General features: G+C 69.5%; 12 protein-coding genes. 7 read left to right on the forward strand and 5 right to left on the reverse strand.

Translation table 11 applies throughout. The features are described from left to right. Positions 1–55: 55 nt before the first annotated feature. A complete protein-coding gene (locus tag NFR49_RS08100) occupies positions 56–697 on the forward strand; it encodes a metallophosphoesterase (RefSeq protein WP_251159139.1) in 642 nt (213 codons plus the stop codon). A 294-nt stretch (positions 698–991) separates the two neighbouring features. On the opposite strand, the gene NFR49_RS08105 is transcribed toward NFR49_RS08100, so the two are convergent. The 3 genes from NFR49_RS08105 to guaA all read right to left on the reverse strand — a co-directional run bounded on the left by NFR49_RS08105 (position 992) and on the right by guaA (position 4,316). Next, positions 992–1,636 (reverse strand): GNAT family N-acetyltransferase, encoded by a 645-nt coding sequence (locus NFR49_RS08105; protein WP_251159140.1) that lies wholly within the window; start codon positions 1,634–1,636, stop codon positions 992–994. 176 nt (positions 1,637–1,812) lie between these two features. Next, positions 1,813–2,592, reverse strand: coding sequence for a MerR family transcriptional regulator (locus NFR49_RS08110; RefSeq protein ID WP_251159141.1), 780 nt, complete (start codon positions 2,590–2,592; stop codon positions 1,813–1,815). 134 nt (positions 2,593–2,726) lie between these two features. Then, on the reverse strand, positions 2,727–4,316 hold the full coding sequence (gene guaA, locus NFR49_RS08115) for a glutamine-hydrolyzing GMP synthase (protein ID WP_251159142.1): 1,590 nt from the start codon (positions 4,314–4,316) through the stop codon (positions 2,727–2,729). Positions 4,317–4,579: 263 nt separating this feature from the next. Here guaA and NFR49_RS08120 point away from each other — a divergent pair, with 263 nt between their 5' ends. Continuing rightward, a complete protein-coding gene (locus NFR49_RS08120) occupies positions 4,580–6,010 on the forward strand; it encodes an LCP family protein (protein ID WP_251159143.1) in 1,431 nt (476 codons plus the stop codon). A gap of 231 nt (positions 6,011–6,241) precedes the next feature. Here NFR49_RS08120 and NFR49_RS08125 read toward each other — a convergent pair whose 3' ends face one another. Continuing rightward, positions 6,242–7,699 carry an LCP family protein gene (locus NFR49_RS08125; RefSeq protein ID WP_251159144.1) on the reverse strand — a complete coding sequence of 486 codons (1,458 nt, stop codon included), beginning with the start codon at positions 7,697–7,699 and terminating at the stop codon, positions 6,242–6,244. 327 nt (positions 7,700–8,026) lie between these two features. Between NFR49_RS08125 and NFR49_RS08130 the strand changes: the two genes are divergently transcribed. Genes NFR49_RS08130 through NFR49_RS08140 form a run of 3 tightly spaced genes read left to right on the forward strand, consistent with a single transcriptional unit; the run spans position 8,027 to position 10,623 of the window. Further along, positions 8,027–9,091: a methionine ABC transporter ATP-binding protein gene (locus tag NFR49_RS08130; protein WP_251159145.1), complete on the forward strand. Its 1,065-nt coding sequence runs from the start codon at positions 8,027–8,029 to the stop codon at positions 9,089–9,091. Beyond that, positions 9,088–9,747, forward strand: coding sequence for a methionine ABC transporter permease (locus tag NFR49_RS08135; RefSeq protein ID WP_251159146.1), 660 nt, complete (start codon positions 9,088–9,090; stop codon positions 9,745–9,747). The genes NFR49_RS08130 and NFR49_RS08135 overlap by 4 nt, the downstream gene beginning before the upstream one ends. Positions 9,748–9,789: 42 nt before the next feature. Further along, the gene (locus NFR49_RS08140; protein ID WP_251159147.1) at positions 9,790–10,623 is read left to right on the forward strand and encodes a MetQ/NlpA family ABC transporter substrate-binding protein; all 834 of its coding nucleotides are present in this window, start codon (positions 9,790–9,792) and stop codon (positions 10,621–10,623) included. A 285-nt stretch (positions 10,624–10,908) separates the two neighbouring features. Here NFR49_RS08140 and NFR49_RS08145 read toward each other — a convergent pair whose 3' ends face one another. Beyond that, on the reverse strand, positions 10,909–11,898 hold the full coding sequence (locus NFR49_RS08145; protein WP_251159148.1) for a hypothetical protein: 990 nt from the start codon (positions 11,896–11,898) through the stop codon (positions 10,909–10,911). 390 nt (positions 11,899–12,288) lie between these two features. Here NFR49_RS08145 and mfd point away from each other — a divergent pair, with 390 nt between their 5' ends. Both mfd and mazG read left to right on the forward strand, forming a co-directional pair. Continuing rightward, positions 12,289–15,738 carry a transcription-repair coupling factor gene (mfd, locus tag NFR49_RS08150; RefSeq protein ID WP_251159149.1) on the forward strand — a complete coding sequence of 1,150 codons (3,450 nt, stop codon included), beginning with the start codon at positions 12,289–12,291 and terminating at the stop codon, positions 15,736–15,738. Positions 15,739–15,963: 225 nt separating this feature from the next. Further along, positions 15,964–17,946 (forward strand): nucleoside triphosphate pyrophosphohydrolase, encoded by a 1,983-nt coding sequence (gene mazG, locus NFR49_RS10235; RefSeq protein WP_420840270.1) that lies wholly within the window; start codon positions 15,964–15,966, stop codon positions 17,944–17,946. Positions 17,947–17,996: the final 50 nt, after the last annotated feature.

Consider the following 17,996-nt stretch of genomic DNA (forward strand, 5'->3'; position numbering starts at 1 on the left):
AGCGACGGGCCGGCCTGGGGTACCTTGTCATGGGGCCGAAAGATCGGAGGGTGCCGTGGCTTTGATCTACGCGATGAGCGACATGCATGGCGACATGGAGGCGTTCGACAGGGCTCTTTCGGTCGTGGACCTGGATGACCCCGCCAACCGGCTGGTCCTGTGTGGCGACTACATGGCGCCGCCGGACACCGACACGACCATGATCCGGCTCATCATGAGGATTCAGAACGACCACCCCGGCCAGGTGATTGCGCTCATGGGCAACCACGAGCTCGCATACCTCGAGGACCACAGGGCCGTGGCGTCAGCGGACGACCCCGTGGTCGCGTGGCTGCGCGGGCTCCCGTATTACTGGGAGACCGACACGCAGATATTCGTCCATGCCGGGGTGGACGAGGAGGCGCAGGACCTGTGGAGGTACGGGTCCGAGGACGCCTACTTTTGCGAGAAGTTCCCCTGGAGCACCGGTGCGTTTTTGAAAGACGTGATCGCCGGACACGTGGGCACCTCCACCATCGCGGACGACCCGTGGTTCCACGACGTCTACTGGGACGGCCAGAGCCATTACTACCTCGACGGCTCCGTGCATGTGAGCCATCGGATCCCGGTGCTCAAGTACGACACGGTCGCCCGGAGGTACACCTGCTACCGCTTTGGTGCCGACGGGTCCGCCGAGGAGCACGAGCCCATGCTGTGATAGGAGGCTTTCGGGCCGAGGAGGGCTCCCGACCTGCACCAACTAGCTACTTGGTGTACCTTTCGGCGCAGAGAAGAGCTCCCCACCTGCACCAGGTAGCTACTTGGTGCACTTTTCGGGCCGGGAGACGCCCCCGACATGCACCAGGTAGCTACTTGGTGTACCTAGCGTCCGGAAAAGGGCTGCCGACATGCACCAACTGGCTACTTAGCGTACCTGGCAGTCCGAGGAGCGCCCCCGGCAGCCTGTCGGCCGTCGGGGGCGCCTGTGCGTCGCAGTCGGCAGGGTCTCGCCCTAGGCCTCCCCGCCGTAGATGTAGACGATGAAGTTGTCACCGGTGTCCTGGCTGTGGTCCTCGGCGATGCGGGCCATGCCCAGGTGGTCGTAGAAGTGGTAGTTGGAGCGGTTGTCGCTCATGAGGAAGAACTTGGTGCGGCCCTCCTCGCCCATGCGCCTGCGCGCCTCCTCGACAAGGCGCCGTCCGAGGCCTGCACCCTGCCACTCCGGCTTGATGACGATGAGGTTGATCTGCGCCTGGGCGTACTCGTCGCCGGTGGCGGCAAAGCGGTCGGCCGTGGCCTTCTCCCGCGAGTCGCCGAAGAGCGACCCCTCGAGGTCCTCGTCGGCGGTCTCGGCCCGCTCGGTGGCCTTTGCGAGGAGCTCCTCGTAGACCGGCTGCCAGCGAGGGTTCTTCACCGGGGCGCCGTTTTCGAACACGCCCACGAGGCACGCGCCCACGACGGCGCCGTTTCGCTCGGCCACCAGCGTGATGGGGGAGCGCTGGAGCTGCATCGCGGCGTTGAACCTCCCGCAGAGGGCCCAGTCCTCCCAGGCGCCCGCCTTGCGGATCCAGTTGCACCAGAGGGAGTTGTAGATGAGGGCGATGGCGTCCAGGTCGTCGGCCACAGCCTCGCGCAGGGTGATTCCTTCGATGTTCATTGGCCCCTTCTCCCTCGTCAATCCCGAATGTCTTACTCCTACTCCCCGAAAACAAGAGAAATCTTATCACCCAGACCAAGCCGCACCGATAGCCCATAGATGGTGTTTCCAGTAAGGGCGGCATGCATGTTGTCACACGCATGCCGCCCACGACAACTTCCTGGCGTTTCGAGGCGTTACTCGATATTTGCCTCGATGATCCGGCAGAGGAACTCGGTGGCGCCGTCGCCACAGGCGCCGTCGTAGTATTCCGCGAAGCGCGGGTCTGCCAGATAGCCCTGGGCCAGAGATCGATGCGCTTCAGGGGTGTAGGCGCCTTCTCCCCAATGCGCCTTGATCCATTGGGCGTGCATGCCGGCAACGAGTCTTGACTCAGGGGAGGCCGGATCGCCTGTGGCCATCGCCACGATCAGGTTGTCCTTGATGCGCTGCTCCAGCTCCTCCTTGGCATCCCACGCCGTCTTGCTCATCCCGAGCATGCGCTCGTTTGCCTCGTCGATGGCCGCATCGCCGTAGAGCGAACGAGCCTCTTGGCCGTACTCATTCTCGAAGTCGGCAACCGATTGCTTCTTTATTTGTTCGAATCGTTCTTTATCATCCATTTTTCCAAAAGCCTCCAGTCCCATCACCGCGATCCTTGCCGCCGCGATGGTCTCGTCCAATTCTTTCCTCTGTCGACAAAGAAGGGTCAGATGCTCTTGAAGCAGGGATGCGAGGTCAAAATCCGACCTGTCGAGCGCGTCCTCGATCGACTCCAGGGGGATGCCGCAAGACCGCAGGAGCAGGATATGCTGCAACCTGTGCATGTCCGCAGCGTTGTAGACCCGGTACCCGTTCGCGGCGCGCGCTGGAACAAGCAACCCGATCTGATCGTAGTAGCGAAGCGTACGCGAACTCACACCAGCCAGGTCGGCCAGTTCCTTGGTGGTGTACGTTCTATCCGCTGGGACGCTCACGTCTTCTCCGATCTCGCGGCTTCTTGAGCAACTGTCGTCAGAGTAAGCTGTGACGCAGCGTAAGGGTCAAGGAAAGGAAACGGCCCGACGATGATCCGCCGGGCCGTTCTTAAAATCACCTATGAACCGGTGTTTTACTCCCACTCGATGGTCGCGGGCGGCTTGCTCGTGACGTCGTAGCACACGCGGTTGATGCCGGGCACCTCGTCCACGATGCGCTTGGAGATGGCCCCCAACACCTCCCAGGGCAGCTTGGCCCAGTCGGCCGTCATGGCGTCGGAGCTCTCCACGGCCCGCACGATCACCGGGCGCTGGTAGGTGCGCTCGTCGCCCATGACGCCCACGCTCTTGATGTCGGGGAGCACCGCGAAGTACTGCCAGCAGGAGTGGGCGCTGTTGCGCTCGCCGGTCTCCTCGAAGAGCCTGGCGTTGTAGGCGTCCAGCTCCTCGCGCACGATCCTGTCGGCCCCCTTGAGCATCTCGAGCTTCTCGGGGGTCACGTCGCCGATGATGCGGATGGCCAGGCCCGGGCCCGGGAACGGCTGGCGGTAGACCACCTCGTCGGGCAGGCCCAGGGTGGTGCCGAGCTCGCGCACCTCGTCCTTGAAGAAGTGGTCCAAAGGCTCGATGAGGTCGAAGTGCACCCCCTCGGGGAACGGGATCAGGTTGTGGTGGCTCTTGATGGTGCTCGCCTTGCCGCCGGTCTTGCGGGCGCCGCTCTCGATGATGTCGGGGTAGATGGTGCCCTGGGCCAGGTACGTCACGTCGCCCAGCTTCTGGGCCTCCTCGAAGAAGACCTTCCAGAACTCCGTGCCGATGATGCGGCGCTTCTCCTCGGGCTCGGTGACGCCGGCCAGGAGCCTGGCGTAGCGCTCCTCGGCGTGGACGTGCACCAGCGGGATGTTGAACACCTCGCGGAACACGTGGTCCACGCTCTCGGGCTCGCCGGCGCGCAGCAGGCCGTGGTCCACGAACACGCAGGTGAGCTGGTCGCCCACGGCCCGGTGCACCAGGGCGGCCGCCACGGCGGAGTCCACGCCGCCGGAGAGGGCCAGGATCACCTTGGCGTCGCCCACCTGGTCGCGGATCTGGGCCACCTTCTCCTCCACGATGTTGTCCATGGTCCAGGAGGGCTCAAGGTGGCAGATGTCGAAGAGGAAGTTCCTGAGGATGCGCTCGCCGTGCTCGGTGTGGCGCACCTCGGGGTGGAACTGGGTGGAGAACAGGCGCCGGCGGGGGTCCTCCATGACGGCCACGGGGCAGGCCTCGGTCCTGGCCGTGACCATGAAGCCCTCGGGCGCGCGGCTCACCGAGTCGCGGTGGCTCATCCACACGGTCTGGACCTCGTTGGGGGTGCCGTCCAGCAGGGGGGAGCTGCCCAGGCGCATGAGCTGGGCGGGGCCGTACTCGCCCACGTCGGAGTGGCCCACCTCGCCGCCGAGCTTCACCGCCATGATCTGGTGGCCGTAGCAGAAGCCCAGCACCGGGATGCCGAGCTCGAGGATGGCCGGGTCCATGTCGGGGGCGTCGTCGGCGTAGACCGAGGCCGGCCCGCCCGACAGGATGATGGCGTCGGGGGCCATCTCGGCGAGCTCCGCCGCGGAGATGTCGCAGGGGACGACCTCGCTGTAGACGTGGAGGTCGCGCACGCGACGGGCGATGAGCTGGCCGTACTGGGCGCCAAAGTCGAGGACGGCTACGAGCGGGCGGGGCGTGTCTGCCATGGATACCTCCGGATTCTCCTTGGGGCGTAGGACCGATGATAGCGCGCGGAGCGAAACCGCGAGGGGAGGGGGAGGGAGCCGGTGCCGCGTGGCGCCCTCCCTTACAACCCCTACAGAAACCCGCATATCTTGTGCGAGGGGCGAGAGGGGCGGGGCCGTTTACTACCATGGTGCCGACCCGGGCACCGCTCGGCCGAGAACCGCACCCAGAAACGCAGCAGCCAATCGACCAGGGGCGCCCGACGGCGCCCGAGAGGACCGCCGTGAGCCGCAGACGCCAAGGCAACCGACAACTGAGCAACCCATCCGCCCTCACCCGCGACCGTGCGGCGGAGCGCTACTCCCGCAAGCGCCGCCAGCGCGACCGGAGCCGCAACGTCAGGCGGGGCCTCATGGCCGCGGGCGCCGTCGTCGTGGCGGTGGTCGCCGTGGCCGTGGTCTACCTCGTGGGCATCCAGGGGCGCCTGAACCAGGGCCTCGACAGCGGCCTGCAGGGCGTGCTGAGCACCTCGAACATCAAGGATCCCTTCTACATGCTGCTCCTGGGCACCGACAAGTCCAAGGAGCGCGCGGCGAGCGCCGAGTTCGGCGACGACCCGTCGGCCTACCGCACCGACTCCATGATCCTGGCCCGCATCGACCCGGCGACCAAGCACGTGACCCTCGTCTCCATCGAGCGCGACACCCTCGTGGACATGGGCGAGCACGGCCGGCAGAAGATCAACGCCGCCTACTCCATCGGCGGCGCCTCCTATGCGGTGGAGGTGGTGAGCCGGTTCGCCGGCGTGCCCATCTCCCACTACGCCGAGATCAACTTCGACGACTTCGTGGGCGTGGTGGACAAGATCGGCGGCATCGACGTCGACATCAAGATCGACCTCGACGACGACTACGCCAACCTCCACCTCAAGGCCGGCAAGCAGACCATCAACGGCGACCAGGCCCTGGGCCTGTGCCGCGCCCGCCACGCCTACGACGCCTACGGCGGCGGCGACTACTACCGCACGGCCAACCAGCGCATGGTCATCGGCGCCATCCTCAAGAAGGTGCTGGCGAGCGACCCGCTCACCCTCACCGGCACCGTCAACGAGCTGGCCGGGTCGGTCACCACTGACCTCTCCCTGGCCGACATCGCGAGCCTGGCCACGTCGTTCAAGGGCTTCGACCTGTCCAAGGACCTCTACTCCGGCCTCGAGCCCACCACGTCCAAGTACATCGATGGCATCTGGTACGAGACCGTGGACGAGGAGGCCTGGAAGACCATGATGGACCGGGTGAACCAGGGGCTCTCGCCCTACTCCGACCAGTCCCAGGACTTCACGAGCTCCGTGGCCGGCGGCGACCACGCCATCGAGAACGGCGACGGCTCCACCGGCTCCGGCGACGGCTCCCAGCAGCAGTCCGGGGGCACCGTGCTCGTGCTCAACGGCGCCGGCGTCACGGGCCTCGCGGGCAACGTGGCCTCCACGCTGCGCAACAGCGGCTACACCGCCGACGCCCAGAGCGCCGACAGTTACGACCACGCCACCACCGAGATCCTCTTTGTGGGTGAGGAGAACAAGGCCCGCGCCCAGGCCGTCGCCGACCTGTTGGGCCTTTCCGGCTCCGTGGCTGCGGCCCAGGGCACCTACGGCGACGGCACGGCGGACGTCGTGGTGATGCTGGGGGCGGACATGGCGGGCACCCTGCAGTAGGGCGGGGGCGTCGGCCGGGGCGTCCCCGTGCGGGCGTTCCTCGGGCGGGCGCCGTCGGCCGCGCTCGAGGTGACACCCTGGGGCCCGCCCGTTGGGACAAAAGTGCCCGACCGTTGGGACAGAAGTGTCCGACTGTTGGGACAGACATGGGAAGGGGGCCGTGCATCGCCAGGTGCACGGCCCCCTTCGGTATGCCCCGCAGGGGCGGGTATGCCTCCGCAGGCGGCGGCGTCAGCTGTAGTCGCGCAGGTCCGTGCCCAGCACCACGAGCACGTCGGCGTCCGAGGTGTAGCCGGCGCTGGCGTCGATGACGTTCACCTCGCCGCCGAGCACCTTGGCCACGGTCTTGGCCTTGGCCTTGGCGGCATCGTTCATGTAGACCACCACGGTGTCGTCGTAGTGGTTGCGGGCGGTGCCGGCGGAGGTGTCGTAGCCGTAGCGGGCGAGGCTGTTGGCCACGCGGCCGGCCAGGCCCTCCTCGCCGGCGCCGTTGAGCACCTCCACGGTGCCGGAGTAGTCCGTGCCGTCCTTGTCGGCGCCCGTGTTCGTGTCAAAGGTCGTGGAGTCGGGGAGCGTGGCGTCGGTGCCGCCGTCGTTCTTCACGTTGACGGTGCCGCCGGCATCGGTGCCGGTGGGGTCCTCGTCGGCGCTCGCGTAGGGGGAGAGGCCCTGGTTCACGCGGGTCATCATGGTCTTCCAGGCCTCGGTGTCGCAGATCTCGTACCACGTGTTGTTGACGTAGCTCGAGGTGGTGGGCTCCATGCCGGTGTAGACGTCCTTGTCCATGTCGATGCCCTTCATCTGGTTGGCGAGGGACAGGATGTCTGCGAGGGAGAGGTCGGTGGACACGGCGTCGGCCATGGACGAGATGGTGGCCGTCATGGTGGCGGGGTCGCTCGCCAGCACCTTCTTCACGATGGCGGCGATGACCATGCGCTGGTTGGCGGCGCGGTAGAGGTCGCCGTCGCCGTAGGCGTCGTAGGCGTGGCGGCTGCGGCAGAGCGTGAGGGCCTGGGCGCCGTTGAGGGTCTGGAGGCCCTTCTTGATGGGCTCGCCGGCGTAGGGGTCGTCGATGTCGATGGGGACGTCCACCTCGATGCCGCCGAGGGCGTCCACGATGCCCTCGAAGTGGTCGAAGTCGATCTCTGCGTAGTGGGAGATGGGCACGTCGGCGAACTGGCTCACCACCTGGACGGTGTAGGACGGCCCGCCGAGGGAGTAGGCGGCGTTGATCTTCTGCTGGCCGTGCTCGCCGAGGTCCACCAGGGTGTCGCGGTGCAGCGACACGAGGGTGACCTGCTTGTCCTTGGGGTCGATGCGGGCCAGCATGATGGAGTCGGTGCGGTAGTTGGAGGAGTCCTGGCCGTACTCGGAGCTCTCGGCGCGCTCCTCGGACTTGTCGACGCCCAGGAGCAGCATGTAGAACGGGTCACCCGCCTCGGTGGTGGTGAGGGTGCCGCGGAGCTTCTGGTCGACGCCGCTGTTGAGGCGCCCCTCGATGTTGGAGAGGTACGCCCACGCGCCCACGGCGCCCAGCGCCACGACGCACACGACGACGAGCGCGAGGACCTTGAGGCCCTTGGAGCGGCTGCGCCTCCTGCGCCTCTCGGCGTAAAGGCCGGCGGCGTCCTCGCGGGAGAGGTGCGCCGCGTCCTCGGCGGTCGATCTGGCCTTCTTCTTTGACTTCACGGGCGTCTCCGCAGGTCGGTGTGGGGTCATCAACGGACAATCGCCCGATTATACCGCGCCGCACCTGCGGTTATATGGCGGCCCTGTGAACCATGGCGGCACCATCCGGGGCCCCGCCGCGGTGCCCCCGGCCCTCTCCGGGCGCCGCGGCCCCGCGGTCCCCGGCGCGGCGGCGTTGGCGCGGGTGCCCGGGCACTGCTAGGCTCCCAAGAAGGCATTGTTTCCGGTCCGGTAAATCCCATGCACGCGCTGGGAATTGACGGCCCGTTCTGCGATGCTGTGCCAACGCCGCCACGTGTGGGAGGGCGGCCGTGAACCGGGGGACCCATGATCGAGCTGCGCAACCTGTCCAAGACCTTCTCCACCCCCTCGGGTGAGCTCCACGCCGTGAGCGACGTCGACCTCACCGTCGAGGACGGCGAGGTCTTCGGCATCATCGGCTTCTCCGGCGCCGGCAAGTCCACCCTCGTGCGCTGCATCAACCTGCTGGAGCGCCCCACGGAGGGCTCCGTCATCGTCAACGGCCGCGACCTCGTGGCCCTGCCGCCCCGGCAGCTGCGCGAGGCGCGCAAGAAGATCGGCATGATCTTCCAGCAGTTCAACCTGCTGCAGCAGCGCACCGTGGCCGCCAACGTGCGCTACCCCCTCGACATCGCCGGGGTGTCCCGCGCCCAGGCCGACGCCCGAGTGGCCGAGCTCCTCGAGCTCGTGGGCCTCTCCGAGAAGGCCCGCTCGTACCCGGCGCAGCTCTCCGGCGGCCAGCAGCAGCGCGTGGCCATCGCCCGCGCCCTGGCCAGCGACCCCGACATCATCCTCTGCGACGAGGCCACGAGCGCCCTCGACCCCGAGGCCACCCGCTCGGTCCTCGACCTCCTCAAGGAGCTCAACGCCCGCCTGGGCGTCACCGTGGTGGTGATCACCCACGAGATGAAGGTGGTCGAGCTCATCTGCGACCGCGTGGCCGTCATGGCCCAGGGCCGCGTCTGCGAGGTGGGCGCCGTCCGCGACGTCTTCCTGCACCCCAAGAGCGAGACGGCCCGCCGCCTCGTGTCCCCGGCCGAGGACCACCTCGAGGGCGTCCTCGGCGGCGAGCTGCCCCCCGGCATGGTGCGCATCGCCTTCACCGGCGAGGAGTCCGGCGACCCCGTTATCAGCGACCTCTCCCTCACCTGCGGCGTGCGCGTGTCCATCATGGGCGCCAACACGCAGGACATCGGCGGCCACGCCTTCGGCCAGATGCTCATCCAGCTGCCCGAGGACCCCGACGCCGCCGACCGCGTCCGCGCCTACCTGGACGGCCGCGGCATCCACTACGAGGAGGCGGGAGACCCGCGAATGCCCGGCGGCGACGGCACCGGAACCCCGTCCGCGAAAGGGGGTGAGCGCCAGTGAGCCAGGAGATGATCGACCTCCTCGTCACCGGCACGTGGGAGACCCTGTACATGACCGTCGTCTCGACGGCCATCGCCTACGTCATCGGCGTCCCGCTCGGCGTGGTGCTCTACATCACCGGTGAGGGCGGCATCGCGCGCAACCGCGCCGTCAACCTGGTGGTGGGCATCGTCGTCAACGTGTTGCGCTCCATCCCCTTCCTGATCCTGCTCGTGGCCATCCTGCCCTTCACACGCCTGGTGGTGGGCACCACCATCGGCTCCACGGCCACCGTCGTGCCGCTCGTGGTGGCCGCCGCGCCCTACGTGGCGCGCATGGTGGAGTCGTCGCTCAAGGAGGTCGACGGCGGGGTCATCGAGGCGGCCCGCGCCATGGGCTCCTCGCCCTGGCAGATCGTGGTCAAGGTCCTCATCCCCGAGGCCGGTCCCTCGCTGCTCGTGGGCGCCGCGATCTCGCTGGCCACGATCCTGGGCTACTCGGCCATGGCGGGCTTCGTGGGCGGCGGCGGGCTCGGTGCCATCGCCATCAACTACGGCTACTACCGCTACCAGGGAGACGTCATGCTCGCCACGGTGGCCCTGCTCGCCGTCATCGCGCAGGTCTTCCAGGAGGGCGGACTCAAGCTGGTTTCCAAGGTGGACAAGCGCCACCGCTGACACAGACACCGGGCGCCACGCCCGCTACCCAAGGAGACACCCATGAAGAAGCACCCGATCGCCGCGCGCCTCTGCGCCGTCGCCCTCGCCGTCGTCTGCGTGGCCGGCCTCGCCGCCTGCGGCCAGTCCGGCTCCTCCTCCGACGGCGACAAGACCATCAAGGTGGGCGCCAGCCCCACCCCCCACGCCCAGATCCTCGACGCCGTGAAGGACGAGCTCGCCAAGGACGGCTACACCCTCGAGGTCGTGGAGTACAACGACTACATCCAGCCCAACACCGCCCTCGAGGACGGCCAGCTGGACGCCAACTACTTCCAGCACGTGACCTACCTCAACGACTTCAACGAGGAGAACGGCACGCACCTGGTGGACGCCGCCGATATCCACTTCGAGCCCTTCGGCCTCTACGCTGGCAAGACCTCCTCCCTCGACGCCCTGCCCGACGGCGCCACCGTGGCCGTGCCCAACGACACCACCAACGAGGCCCGCGCCCTGCTCCTCCTCCAGCAGGAGGGCCTGATCAAGCTCAAGGACGGCGCCGGCCTCAACGCCACCGTGGTGGACATCGTGGAGAACCCCAAGAACCTCAAGATCGAGGAGCTCGAGGCCGCCCAGCTGCCCCGCTCGCTGCAGGACGTTGACATCGCGGCCATCAACGGCAACTACGCCCTGGGCGCCGGCCTCAACGTCTCCGACGCCCTGGCCACCGAGTCCGACCAGGGCGAGGCCGCCAAGGCCTACGCCAACATCGTGGCGGTGAAGGACGGCAACCAGGACAGCGAGAAGACCAAGGCCCTGGTGAAGGCTCTCACCTCCGAGACCGCCAAGAAGTACATCGACGACACCTACGACGGCGCGGTGGTCACGGTCTTCTAGGGACAGGCTCCTGCAAGGACGGCCCGTCTGGCGGCCGGCGCCCACGAGCGGCGCCGGCCGCCCTTCTGTGCGGGGCTACGGGCGCGGAGTCCGGCTTCGACCCTGGGGGCTTACCCCCATATGGTCGTGCTCCTTATCAAGTGTTGATGATTATCGTTTTATGCGCCGGCTGACCCAGAGAGTGCACTTTTATCCATTATTGCCCGGTAATCATCCATGTACCGTTTTTGATAAGGAGCACGGCGGCCACGGCCGCAGGACAGGCGGGGCCGAGGGGGACGCTCCTTATGGCACCAGGTCCCTCCAGCCGGTGAGTCCGGCATAGAGGCGCCCTTGGAGCTCGCGGAACCCCGCATCGGGCTCAGGCAGCGTGCAGCCCAGGCGCTCGGCCACGCGGCGGCCACCGTCGTCCAGGCGCAGGAGGTTCTGCAGGTCGTGCTTGGCCCATTGCTCCACCCACCAGTCGAGCTGCCTAAGCACGCTGGCTCGGTTCATGTCGTCCTCGGCTACCCGGCGACTTTCAAAGTGGTGCTTGCCCTGATACTCGATAAGCACCTTCCCTTGCGGCCACGCCAGGTCGGCGGTCAGGGGCGAGTAGCCCAGCTGGCGCTCCTGGGCCGGCGGGAGGTGGATCGCGTGGTTGAGCCGTGGCCGCGGTAGCCCCAGCCCGCCGAGGTCGCGAGGCAGGGAGAGCATGCCGGCCGCAGCCGTCTCCAGCGCAGAACGGCTGCCCTCAAAAGCCAGCTCTACGGCGGTCTGTGCGCGCTTGAGGCGGGGCATGTCGGCGGGCATTGCGTCCAGCTGGGCGAGGAGTGACCTTCGGGAGCAGGCCGGCTGTCCGGGCCCCTTGTCGTCGTGAGGGTAGCGCCCCATGAGCTCGGACGCTGCCCCGATGAGAACGGCCTCACCGGCCATGGCCGCCGTCTGAAGCAGGGCGAGCGCCGGCGCTACCACGTGCACCGTGAGTCCGGTGTCGGGCTCCTCCCAGAGGAGCAGCGACCCCTCGGGGACCGGCTTTCTCCACACATGGGAGCAAAACCCGCGGTGTTTGGTGCGTGCCCCGGCCTTGGGCACATAGAGGTGCACCGTGCCATAGGGCGCGCAGGCCTCTCGGATGCGCTCAAGGTCGTGATGGCGTGCGGCGTGGAGGCGGCAGCCGAGCGCGTCGAGGGACGGGCGCGCTGCCGTATCGGACGGCCGCACGTACCAGACGGCATGGGGGTCGAGGACGAATTTGAGGGCGGTGGGTCCGCCGATGACGAGCCGGTCGTTCACGGGTCCTCCTTCGCTGCGGTGTCGGCGGGCGACGGCCTCTGTGACGGGCGGCCTTTCGGTGCAGGCACGTTCTCTGGCGAGCGGGATCCTCGGCCGTGTTCCTTATCAAAAACGCTATATGGATAGATCCCGGCCAAGAATGGATTGAACCGACCTTTTCCTGCCTATAAATGCATAAAGTGAGAAGAATGAGCAGTTGATAAGGAGCACGATTGGAGGGGGAGTGGGGGTGCCCCGCCTGCGGGAAGGCTGCCGCAACTTGGGCGGGATCGGACGCCCGGTGCTGGGCACCGTCGCTCGGGGTACCATTCTAGGCGAAAACCCGTCGCTCCCCGCGCCCCTCGGCCTGTCCGAGGGCGCTTTGCGCTGTGCGAAAGCGAGACCCCACCCATGTTCATCAACCGCATCGCCCGCCAGCTTCTTGCCGACAAGGGGCTCCGCACCATCGCGTCGCAGCTCCGCGAGGGGGAGGACGCCACCCTCTCGGTGTCGCAGTCGGGCCGCAACCTCGTGCTTGCCTCCCTCTGGGCGGCCGACCCGCGCCCCTGCCTCTACGTGGTCTCCGGCGAGGAGGCGGCCGACCGCGCCGCCCACGCCCTCTCGGCCTGGCTCGGCCTCGAGCACGTGATGCGCTACCCCGAGCGCCGCGACCGCCCCTGGAACGAGCGCATCGCCCCCGACATGGCGCAGCTCGGCGCCCGCACCCGCGCCATGGCGGCGCTGGCGGCCGAGGAGCCCTGCGTCGTGGTGGCCAGCGCCCGCTCGCTCATGCGCCGCGTGCCGCCGGCGGGCAGCGCCTACTACGCCTCCACCGTGTGGCGCGCCGGCCAGCAGGCGGAGCCCGCCGACGTCGTCGCCGCGCTCCTGGCCTCGGGCTACGTCGACACCGGCGACGCCGAGGAGCCCGGGTGCTTCTCGGCCCGCGGCGACACCGTGGACGTCTGCCCCGCCCAGGGGACCGGCCCCGTGCGCCTGGAGTTCTTCGGCGACGAGATCGACCGCATCCGCCGCGTGGTCCCCTCCACGGGCCAGACCATCGGCGAGCTCCGGGAGGTTGAGCTGCTCCCGGCCCACGAGTTCGCCCTCACCGACGAGACCGTGGCCCGCGCCGAGAAGGCCCTCTACAACCGCGCCAAGGAGTCCTCCGCCGTGGCGGCCGACCTCGAGGCGATCCAGGCCCGCATCCCCACGGCCCGCACGGGCCTCTACCTGCGGGAGCTCTACGGCGCCACCGGCACGCCCCTCGACCACGTGGGGCCGTCGACCCTCGTGTGCCTCAACGAGCCCCGGGCGCTCTTCGACGACTGCCTGCGCGCCACCGACGACCTCGCCTCCTCGGCTCAGGGCGCCGGCGCGACCCTCGACGGCCTCTACACGGCGGCCCGGGAGCTGGACTTCGGCAACCGCCAGCGACTGTCGTTCTCGTCCATCGCCACGGCGGGGGCCCAGCGGCCCGTGGAGCTCAAGGTGCGCCAGCCCCAGATCGCCGGCTCCGACACGCGCCTCCTCGGCCGCGTGCGCCAGCTCGTGAACGACGGCTTCTCCATCGCCTTCGCCGTGCCGGACCGCGGCGCCCGCGAGGCCCTGGAGCTCACCTTCGGCGACGAGCACGTGCCCTTCTCGGAGGCCCTGGCCGCCGACGCCGCCGATCGCCTCCCCGTGACCGACCCGCGGGCCCAGGCCGACGCCCAGGCGATCCCCCGGGAGAGCGTCACGTTCTTCGACGCGCCGGTGCCCGCCGGCGTGGTGGTGCCCTCCGTGCGCCTGGCGGTCTTCTCGGTGGGCGACCTCACCTCCCGCATGGCCAAGCGCGGCCGCGGGCGGCAGGTGGACCCCACCCAGGTGACCTTCCCGTTCAAGCCCGGCGACTACGTGGTCCACGCCACCCACGGCATCGCGAGGTTCGCCGACATCGTGCGCCGCGAGGTGGCCGGCAAGGAGCGCGACTACTTCCTGCTGGAGTACTCCGAGGGCGACAAGCTCTACGTGCCGCTGGAGCAGGTGGACCGCATCAGCCGCTACGTGGGGCCCGACGGCAACAGCCCGCGCCTCACGCGCCTCAACACGGCCGACTGGTCGCGGGCCACGGCGAAGGCCCGCAAGAACGCCAAGAAGCTGGCCTTCGACCTGGTGGACCTCTACACGAGGAGGGCGGCCGTCAAGGGCCACGCCTTCGCCCCGGACAACTCCGAGCAGGCCGACATGGAGGCGAGCTTCTCCTACGCCCTCACGCCCGACCAGGCCAGGGCCGTCGCCGACATCAAGGCCGACATGGAGGCCCCACGCCCCATGGACCGCCTGCTCTGCGGCGACGTGGGGTTCGGCAAGACCGAGGTGGCCCTGCGCGCGGCCTTCAAGTGCGTGCAGGACGGCAAGCAGGTCATGGTGCTCTGCCCCACGACCATCCTCGCCCAGCAGCACTACGAGACGTTCGAGCGGCGCTTCTCGCCGTTCGGCGTGACCGTGGAGGTGCTCAGCCGCTTCCGCAGCGCCGCGCAGCAGCGGCGCGCCCTCGAGGGCTTCGCGGCCGGCGAGGTGGACGTGCTCGTCGGCACGCACCGGCTGCTGTCGCGCGACGTCAACCCCAGGGACCTCGGCCTCGTGATCGTGGACGAGGAGCAGCGGTTCGGCGTCCAGCACAAGGAGCAGCTCAAGAACCTGCGCGAGCAGGTGGACGTGCTCACGCTCTCGGCCACGCCCATCCCGCGCACCATGCAGATGAGCCTCTCGGGCGTGCGCGACATGAGCCTCATCATGACACCGCCCCCCGGCCGCCTGCCGGTGAAGGTGCACGTGGGGGAGTTCGACCCCGACGTCGTCTCCGACGCCATCCGCACCGAGACCGCCCGCGGCGGCCAGGTGTACTACGTGAGCAACCGCGTGACCACCATCGACGAGGCCGTGGACCGCGTGCGCGAGGCCGCGCCCGAGGCCCGCGTGGGCGTGGCCCACGGCCAGATGAGCGCCCGCGAGGTGGAGGACGTCATGGAGCGCTTCCAGGAGCACGACATCGACGTGCTCGTGGCCACCACCATCATCGAGAGCGGCATCGACAACCCCCACACCAACACCCTCGTCATCGAGGACTCCCAGCGCCTGGGCCTCGCCCAGCTCTACCAGCTCAAGGGTCGCGTGGGCCGCGGGCGCACCCAGGCCTACGCGTACTTCCTCTTCGACGGCGACAAGCCCCTCACCGAGGAGGCCACCGAGCGCCTCACGGCCATCAACGAGTACCAGGACCTGGGCAGCGGTATGCGCGTGGCCATGCGCGACCTCGAGATCCGCGGCGCGGGATCCCTCGTGGGCGCCGAGCAGCACGGCAACCTCCAGCAGGTGGGCTTCGACCTGTTCACGCAGATGCTGGGTGCCGCCGTCTCGGAGGCCCGCGGCGAGGTGGGCGACGTCGAGCCGCCCGAGGTGACCGTGAACCTCTCGGCCGACTTCTACTTCAGCGACGAGTACGTCCCCGAGATCGACAAGCGCGTCATGGCCTACCGCCGCGTGGCGGCGGCCACGGAGCTCGAGCAGGTGGACCGTCTGGAGAGCGACCTCGCCCGCGAGCACGGCGACCTGCCCGAGGCCGCGCGCAACCTCCTGGACCGCCAGCGCATCCGCATCCGCGCCGAGCGCCTGGGCGTCACCTCGGTGGCCCTCACGGGCGGCAGGTTCGTGTTCCTGGGCCACAGCCCCGACCGCGACGTCACGCGGGAGCTCAAGGCGAAGGGGGCCCTCGTGTACCCCAAGACCGCCAAGGTGGCCTACCCGCACCGCGCCGGCGACGACGTGGTGGCCGGCGCCCTGGCCGTGCTGGAGGCCATGGGCGGCGACGACGGGGAGTGAGCCCCTGCGGGCGAGGGGCGCGGGAATGATGTACCCGGCCCCGCGCGGGGTGGCCCCTGCGCCGCCTGTGCCAAGATTGATACCGTCCGAGGGGCGCCCGCCGCGGCGCCCCGCAGGAGCGCGGGAAGGGAGCGCCATGGAAGCACCCATACAGCCCGGCCGGGGCACGACCGGCCGCAGGGCCGCCCGGCGGGCGGCGTCCACCGGCGACAGGGAGGTGCGCTGATGGGCTCCACCTCCCTCGAGCCCAAGGTGGTCGACGCCCAGGGGCGCACCCTGACCGGCGCCGACGTGCCCGAGGTCTGCCGCTACCTGCGCGGGTGCGTGCGCGCGGAGGTCCAGGACGACGGCTACGTGCGGCCCTGGCGCTTCTCGGCCAAGCAGCTCCGCCACCTCGCCGAGGTGGGCCGCGCCCACCGCGCCGGCTCCACGGCGGGCGTGTGCCTGGCCTTCGTCACCGACGGCAGCGAGGTGCAGGTGGACCTCGAGGTGGTCTTCGACCTCGCCCACGACGCCGACATGGTGCGCGAGGTGCGCGCCGCCGAGGGCCGCTCCCTGGCCCCGGAGGCGGGCCTCGTGGACTCCGTGACCCTCGAGGTCGCCGGCGTCCAGCATGTGGCCACCGTGGAGTCGGGCACGCTCACGTTCGCCCTCGACAACGGGGCCCACGTGCCCCTGGAGTGCCGCGTGTGGCTGCCCTACATCATGGCCGTGGCGGTGGGAGGGCTGCGCACGGACGGCAGCCTTGAGCCCATGCCCGACCGCCCGCTGCTTCTCACCCTGGGGGACTCCATCACCCAGGGCTTCGTCGCCGGCTGCTCCGGCGAGACCTGGCCCGTGCGCCTGGGGCGCGACCTCGACTTCTGCCTGGTGAACCAGGGCGTGGCGGGCCACGTGTTCGACCCGGGCACCCTCAAGGGCTCCGGTCGCCTGCGGGGGGCCGCCCCCGCCGCCGTGGTCGTGGCCTACGGCACCAACGACTGGGCGCGCATCAGCTCGGCAAAACGCATCCGGAAGAACATCCACGCCTACCTGCGGCGCGTGGCCGACCTCTACGGCTCCTGCGCCCGCGTGTACGTGGTGTCGCCCCTGTGGCGCGCCGATGCCGCCATCGCCTCCGCCTCGGGCAAGCCCCTGGGCTGGGTGGGCCAGATCCTGCGCGACGAGTGCGCCGGGCTGGGGTTCTCCTTCGTCGACGGCTTCGACCTCGTGGCCCACGACCCGCGCCTCTTCGGCGACCTGCGGCTGCACCCCAACGCCGAGGGCTCTGCCTCCATGGCCCGGTCCCTGGCCGCGCGCATCCGCGCCGACATCGCCTCCGGCCCCGTGACGGACCCGACCACGGGCCTCTCGGCCGCCGCCACCGCGGCCGACGAGCAGAGCCGCGACCGCGCGGGCGCGCCGGGGGAGCACCCGGGCTTCGACGCCCTCGTGCGCACCATCTGGCGCCTGCGCCAGCCCGACGGCTGCCCCTGGGACCGCGAGCAGACCCACGGCTCCATCCAGCGCAACCTGGTGGAGGAGGCCTACGAGGCCGTGGACGCCATCGACGGGGGAGACCCGCGGCACCTGGCCGAGGAGCTCGGCGACGTGCTCATGCAGGTGCTGCTCCACGCCCAGATCGCGGACGACGCCGGGACGTTCTCCATCGACGACGTGGTGGCCGGCCTCGACGAGAAGCTCGTGCGCCGCCACCCCCACGTGTTCGGCGACGCCGCGGCGGCCGACGAGGGCGAGGTGCTCGCCATCTGGGAGCAGGTGAAGGACGCCGAGCGCGAGGACGCCGAGCAGGGCCTCCTGGACTCCGTGCCGCGCTCGCTGCCCGCCCTCATGGAGTGCCAGAAGGTCTCCAAGCGGGCCGCGCGCGCCGGGTTCGACTGGCCCTCCGCCGACGCCGTGTGGGACAAGGTGGCCGAGGAGCGCGCCGAGTTCGAGGCCGAGGAGCCCGGCGGGGAGGCCGCCGAGCTGGAGTTCGGCGACGTGCTCTTTGCCCTGGTGAACGTGGCCCGCAAGGAGGGCGTGGACGCCGAGCGGGCGCTCCGCCGCTCCACGGCCAAGTTCCGCCGCCGGTGGGCCGCCATGGAGCGGGCCGCCCGCGAGGCCGGGACGCCCTTGGAGGAGCTCTCCCACGGGGAGCTGGAGGGGCTCTGGGCCCGCGTCAAGGAGGGCGAGCGGGGGGGAGCGCTGAGCCGCCCTGCAGGGCTCTGAGGATTCAAGGGTATCCCGCGCGCGCCCCCGACCCCCGCCTCTGGGGGCGG

This window comes from Caniella muris, assembly GCF_943193035.1.
GTDB classification, from domain to species: Bacteria; Actinomycetota; Coriobacteriia; order Coriobacteriales; family Atopobiaceae; genus Granulimonas; species Granulimonas faecalis.

Coding starts and splice junctions, on each gene's coding strand:
- guaA (WP_251159142.1), bottom strand. CDS start 4,316: ATGGCAGACACGCCCCGCCCGCTCGTAGCCGTCCTCGACTTTGGCGCC.
- mazG (WP_420840270.1), top strand. CDS start 15,964: ATGGGCTCCACCTCCCTCGAGCCCAAGGTGGTCGACGCCCAGGGGCGC.
- NFR49_RS08140 (WP_251159147.1), top strand. CDS start 9,790: ATGAAGAAGCACCCGATCGCCGCGCGCCTCTGCGCCGTCGCCCTCGCC.
- mfd (WP_251159149.1), top strand. CDS start 12,289: ATGTTCATCAACCGCATCGCCCGCCAGCTTCTTGCCGACAAGGGGCTC.
- NFR49_RS08130 (WP_251159145.1), top strand. CDS start 8,027: ATGATCGAGCTGCGCAACCTGTCCAAGACCTTCTCCACCCCCTCGGGT.
- NFR49_RS08105 (WP_251159140.1), bottom strand. CDS start 1,636: ATGAACATCGAAGGAATCACCCTGCGCGAGGCTGTGGCCGACGACCTG.